Source organism: Burkholderia sp. Ax-1720, from assembly GCF_011753035.1.
Lineage (GTDB): Bacteria > Pseudomonadota > Gammaproteobacteria > Burkholderiales > Burkholderiaceae > Burkholderia > Burkholderia gladioli.
The window spans coordinates 1-4,703 of the sequence record NZ_VWWK01000301.1; the positions used below are offsets into that span (position 1 = coordinate 1).

The following is a 4,703-nucleotide window of genomic DNA, read 5'->3' on the forward strand; positions in this document are numbered from 1 at the left end:
CCGGCTCGCCGCGCGCGCCGCGCTGGCGGCGCTGGGCCTGGCCGAGTTCGCGGCGCGCGACGTGCTCACGCTGTCGGGCGGCGAGCGCCAGCGCGTGGCGCTGGCTGGCGTGCTGTGCCAGGACGCGCCGCTGCTGCTGCTCGACGAGCCGCTCGCGCACCTGGACCTGCAGCACCAGGCTGCCTGCCTCGATGCCTTGCTCACCTGGTTGCGCGCCGCGCCGCGCACGGTGATTTTTTCGTGTCACGATCTGAACCTCGCACGGCGCTACGCCACGCACGCGCTGCTGCTCGACGGACGCGGCGGCGCGCTGGCCGGCCCGGCGCGCGAGGTGCTGTCGGCCGAGGCGGCGAGCGCCGCCTTCGGTTATCCGCTGGTGCTGATCGAGCGCGACGGCCACGAGGCGCTGGTGCCGATGTGGCCCGCGCATGCCACGCCGCCGCTTTCTCGACCACCGCCGCGCTGAATCCTCTCCACCTGTCGACCCGCTCACCCGGGGCTGTGCGCCCGACGCGCCAGCCTCCAACCGAACCGAAGAACGCCGCATGAACCCGACCTATACCGTCCCGAAGCTCGAAGCGCTCGACGACACGCTGAGCGCCACGCTGCAGCACCTGATCGACACCAAGACCAAGCCGCCCGGCAGCCTCGGCAAGCTGGAAGCACTCGCCCTGCAACTGGGCCGGATCCAGCGCAGCACCCGGCCGCGCATCGAGCGGCCGGTGACGATCGTGTTCGCGGCCGACCACGGCATCGCGGCCGAGGGCGTGAGCCCTTATCCGCAGGCGGTCACCGCCCAGATGGTGGCGAACTTCCTGGCCGGCGGCGCGGCCATCAATGCCTTCTCTAAGCTGGCCGGCTGCGAGTTGGAGATCGTCGACGCGGGCGTGGCCACGCCGCTGCCGGCCTCGCCGCAGCTGATCGCGGTGCCGGTCGCGGCGGGCACGCGCAACTTCGCGCAAGAGCCGGCGATGAGCGAGGCGCAGCTGCACGCGGCGCTGGCGGCCGGTGCCGCGCGCGTCGCGCATCATGCGGCGCTCGGCACCACGGTGATCGGCTTCGGCGAGATGGGCATCGCCAATACCTCGGCCGCGGCCTGCCTGATGAGTCGCCTGGTCGGCCTGCCGCTGGCCGAGTGCGTGGGGCGCGGCACCGGCCTCGACGACCAGGGGCTGGCCCGCAAGCGCGCCGTGCTCGAGGCGGCGCTGGCGCGCCATCCCGAGGCAGAGGCGCCGCTCCAGGTGCTGGCCACCTTCGGCGGCTTCGAGATCGCGATGATGACGGGCGCCTTCCTGGCGGCCGCGCAGGCGCGCATGGCGATCCTGGTGGACGGTTTCATCGCCAGCTCGGCGCTGCTGGTGGCTGCCGCGCTGCAGCCGGCGGTGCTCGACTACTGCGTGTTCTCGCATGTCTCCGACGAGAACGGCCATCGCCGCATGCTCCAGCATTTCGGCGCGGCGCCGCTGCTCGCGCTCGACCTGCGCCTGGGCGAGGGCACCGGCGCCGCGCTCGCGCTGCCGCTGCTGCGCGCGGCCACCGCCTTCCTCGACGAGATGGCCAGCTTCGAGGCGGCCGGCGTCGCGAACCGCGACGATGCCTGAGCCGGGAACAGGCATGCGCTGGCGAGCCGAATGCCGTTATTTCTTCGTCGCGCTGGGTTATTTCACGCGCGTGCCGGTGCCGCGGCGCATCGGCTACGCGGCCGGCGATCTCGATCAGGCGGCGCGTTATTTCCCGCTGGTCGGCGTCTGCGTGGGCGCGCTGGCCGCCGGCGTGTATCTGCTCGCCGCGCGCATCTGGCCGCCCGGCGTGGCGGTGCTGCTGTCGATGGCCGCCAGCCTGGCGGCCACCGGCGCGTTCCACGAGGACGGGCTCGCCGATAGCTGCGACGGCTTCGGCGGCGGCTACACGCGCGAGGACGTGCTGCGCATCATGCGCGATTCGCGCATCGGCAGCTTCGGCGCGGTCGCGCTGGTGCTGGCGCTGGCCCTGAAGTGGCAGGCGCTCGCGGCGCTGCCGCCGCTGCGCGCGGCCTGGACCCTGCTGGCCGCGCATGCGGCGAGCCGCGTCGCCGCGGTCAGCCTGCTGATGACGCTCGACTACGCGCGCGAGGAAGGCAAGGCGCGGCCTGTCGCGCAGCGGATGTCGGCGAGCGCCTTCGGGTTCGCGGCGCTGTGCGGCCTGCCCTGGCTGTTCTGGCCGGACTGGCGCGCGGGCCTCGCGGCGCTGGCCGCGCTGCTGGTGGTGCGCGCGCTGCTGGCGCGATACCTGCGGCGCCGTCTCGGCGGTTATACCGGCGATTGCCTCGGTTTCGCGCAGCAGCTTTCCGAGCTGGCGATCTACCTCACGGTGCTCGGATGGACCTCGTCCTGATCCGTCATCCGGCGCCGGCCGTCGAGGCCGGGATCTGCTACGGCGCCTCCGACCTGCCGCTTGCGGGCGAGGCAGCCGTCGAGGCGGCCGCGATCGCGGCGCGGCTGCGCGCGGCGCAGGTGGATTGGCCCGCGGCGATCCTGGCGAGCCCGTTGCAGCGCTGCGCCGCGGTCGCGCAGGCGATCGGCGTGCTCGCGGCGCGTCCGGTGCGGCTCGACGCGCGCCTGCGCGAGATCGATTTCGGCACCTGGGAGATGCGGCGCTGGGACGAGATCGGCGCGGCCGCGCTCGATCGTTGGCAGTCCGACCTGATGGGCGCGCGCGAGCATGGCGGTGAGAGCGCCGCGCAGTTCGTGGCGAGGGTGGAGTCGTTCGCGCTGCCGTTCGCCGCTTCTCCGGGCGAGGACGCGACGGCGATCGTCGTCACCCATGCCGGCGTGATTCGCGCGCTGGCCTCGCTGTGGCTCGACGTGCCGCTCGACAGCCTGCTCACGCGCGCGATCGCCTATGGCGGCCTGGTGCGCTTCTCGCACGATGCGCGCGGCTGGCAACTGAATCAGTGGGACGAGACGCTCGGCTGAGCGCCTCGTGCTGTTTTCAGCGGCGCCGCTCGCGCGCCGTTTCCAGATCCCGGCAGACCTGTTGCGCGCCGAGCGCGAGCCGCGGCGTCGGCCGTGTCAGCCAGTCGCCGTCGACCGCGAACAGGTTGCCGCGCGCGACCGCCGCCAGCGACGGCCAGCGGCGCCAGCGATCGAGGCTCGGCAGGCTCGCGTCGCTGGCGGTGGCGCCTTGCGCGGTGGCGACGATCGCCTCGGGATCGGCGGCCAGCACGGCCTCGTCGCTGACGGTCGGCGCGACCGGCTGCAGCGCCGCGAACACGTTGCGGCCGCCGCACAGCGTGAGCACGTCGCTGACGATCTGCGCGCCGTTCAGGGTGGTCAGCGGCCGGTCCCAGATCTGCAGGAACACCGTGACCGGCGGCCGGGCCGCATAACGCGCGCGCAGCGCCGCGATGCGCTGCCGGTAGTCGGCGGCGGCCCGGTCGGCCTGCTCGCGTGTGCCGAGCAGCCGGCCGAGCTTGTCGAGCGAGACGGCCACCTCGTCGAGCCGTTTCGGTTCGCTGAAGTAGAGCGGGATGCCGAGCGCCGCCAACTGCGCGGTCTGCCGGTCGGCATTGCCGTGACGCCAGACCACGATCAGGTCCGGCTTGAGCGCGACGATGCGTTCCAGGTCGAGCGAGCGGTTGTCGCCCACGCGAGGCAGCGCGCGCGCCGCTTCGGGGTAGTCGCTATAGGACACGGCGCCGACCATCGCGGCGCCCCCGCCCGCTGCATAAAGCAGCTCGGTGGCGTGCGGCGCGACGCTGATCACACGCCTGGCCGGGGCGGGCAGGGTGACGGTTCGGCCGGCATCGTCGATGACGGTGATGGGGTTCGGCGCGGCCGCCGATGCGGTTGCCGAGGCGACCGAGGCCGCCGCGGCGGCAACTGGCACGGCAAGCGGCACGGCAAGCAGCGCCGCGACCAGCCCGCCGGCGAAGCTTCGACGAAGCATGGCTTGCGCGCGCATCGATCAGCGCCCGGCTGCGCCGTACGCGGCGGTAGCCGCGTAATGGTCCAGCGCATCCTCGAGCCGCAGCCATTCCTCCTCGATCCCCGGCAAGCCGATCCGCAGGCTCGGCGCCTGCGCGAAGAAGCGCGTCCAGACGCCTTGCGTGGCGAGCGCCTCATGCAGCGCCCAGGCGCGCGGATCGTCGGTCCAGCAGAACAGCGGGGTGGCGCGCACCGCGAAGCCGTGCGGGCGCAGCAGTTCCGCGAGCCGCAGGCTATCGGCCGCCAGGCGCTCGCGCGTGGCCTGCTGCCAGCCCTGGTCGGCCAGCGCGGCCGACACGGCGTGCCGCGCCGGGCCGCTGACGGTCCAGGCGCCGAGCTCGGCGCGCAGCCGCGCGAGCGGCAGCGGCGCGGCCAGCACGAAGCCGGCGCGCACGCCGGCCAGCCCGAAGAACTTGCCGATCGAGCGCAGCACGAACAGGCCCTCGCGGCCGGCATCGGCGGCCAGCGTATCCTCGCCGCCGGTGTCGGCGAAGGCCTCGTCGACGATCAGGGCGCCGCCGCGCGCGGCCAGTTGCGCGTGCCAGCCCAGCAGGCGCTCGCGCGTGAGGCGCTCGGCGGTCGGATTGTTGGGATTGCCGACGATCACGTAACGCATCGACGGCGGCAGCAGGGTGGCGTCGGCATCGAGCGTCGCCAGCGTGTGGCCGTGGCGCAGGAAGGCCGGCGCGTATTCGCTGTAGGCCAGCGGCGCGACGCCGGCGATGCCGGGCTCGAGCA

6 protein-coding genes are annotated in these 4,703 nt (G+C 73.7%); 4 read left to right on the forward strand and 2 right to left on the reverse strand.

All coding sequences use genetic code 11. From position 1 onward, the window contains the following. From F3J18_RS35610 to cobC, 4 genes are all read left to right on the forward strand, one after another. The coding region (locus F3J18_RS35610) for an ABC transporter ATP-binding protein (protein WP_166916792.1) at window positions 1-466 on the forward strand (466 nt) is incomplete at its 5' end. 79 nt (window positions 467-545) lie between these two features. Next, window positions 546-1,601, forward strand: coding sequence for a nicotinate-nucleotide--dimethylbenzimidazole phosphoribosyltransferase (gene cobT / locus F3J18_RS35615; protein ID WP_166916794.1), 1,056 nt, complete (start codon window positions 546-548; stop codon window positions 1,599-1,601). Continuing rightward, entirely contained in the window at window positions 1,594-2,373 is a 780-nt protein-coding gene (locus F3J18_RS35620) for an adenosylcobinamide-GDP ribazoletransferase (protein WP_166916796.1), read from the forward strand. Before cobT ends, F3J18_RS35620 begins: the two co-directional genes overlap by 8 nt. Further along, window positions 2,358-2,954 (forward strand): alpha-ribazole phosphatase, encoded by a 597-nt coding sequence (gene cobC, locus F3J18_RS35625; protein WP_166916798.1) that lies wholly within the window; start codon window positions 2,358-2,360, stop codon window positions 2,952-2,954. The genes F3J18_RS35620 and cobC overlap by 16 nt, the downstream gene beginning before the upstream one ends. A gap of 16 nt (window positions 2,955-2,970) precedes the next feature. Here the strand turns inward: cobC and F3J18_RS35630 are convergent, their stop codons facing one another. Beyond that, window positions 2,971-3,927 carry a cobalamin-binding protein gene (locus tag F3J18_RS35630; protein ID WP_166916800.1) on the reverse strand — a complete coding sequence of 319 codons (957 nt, stop codon included), beginning with the start codon at window positions 3,925-3,927 and terminating at the stop codon, window positions 2,971-2,973. Window positions 3,928-3,945: 18 nt separating this feature from the next. Next, window positions 3,946-4,703 (reverse strand): aminotransferase class I/II-fold pyridoxal phosphate-dependent enzyme (locus F3J18_RS35635; protein WP_166916802.1); only part of this gene is annotated, 758 nt, incomplete at its 5' end.

Coding starts and splice junctions, on each gene's coding strand:
- cobT (WP_166916794.1), top strand. CDS start 546: ATGAACCCGACCTATACCGTCCCGAAGCTCGAAGCGCTCGACGACACG.
- F3J18_RS35620 (WP_166916796.1), top strand. CDS start 1,594: ATGCCTGAGCCGGGAACAGGCATGCGCTGGCGAGCCGAATGCCGTTAT.
- cobC (WP_166916798.1), top strand. CDS start 2,358: ATGGACCTCGTCCTGATCCGTCATCCGGCGCCGGCCGTCGAGGCCGGG.
- F3J18_RS35630 (WP_166916800.1), bottom strand. CDS start 3,927: ATGCTTCGTCGAAGCTTCGCCGGCGGGCTGGTCGCGGCGCTGCTTGCC.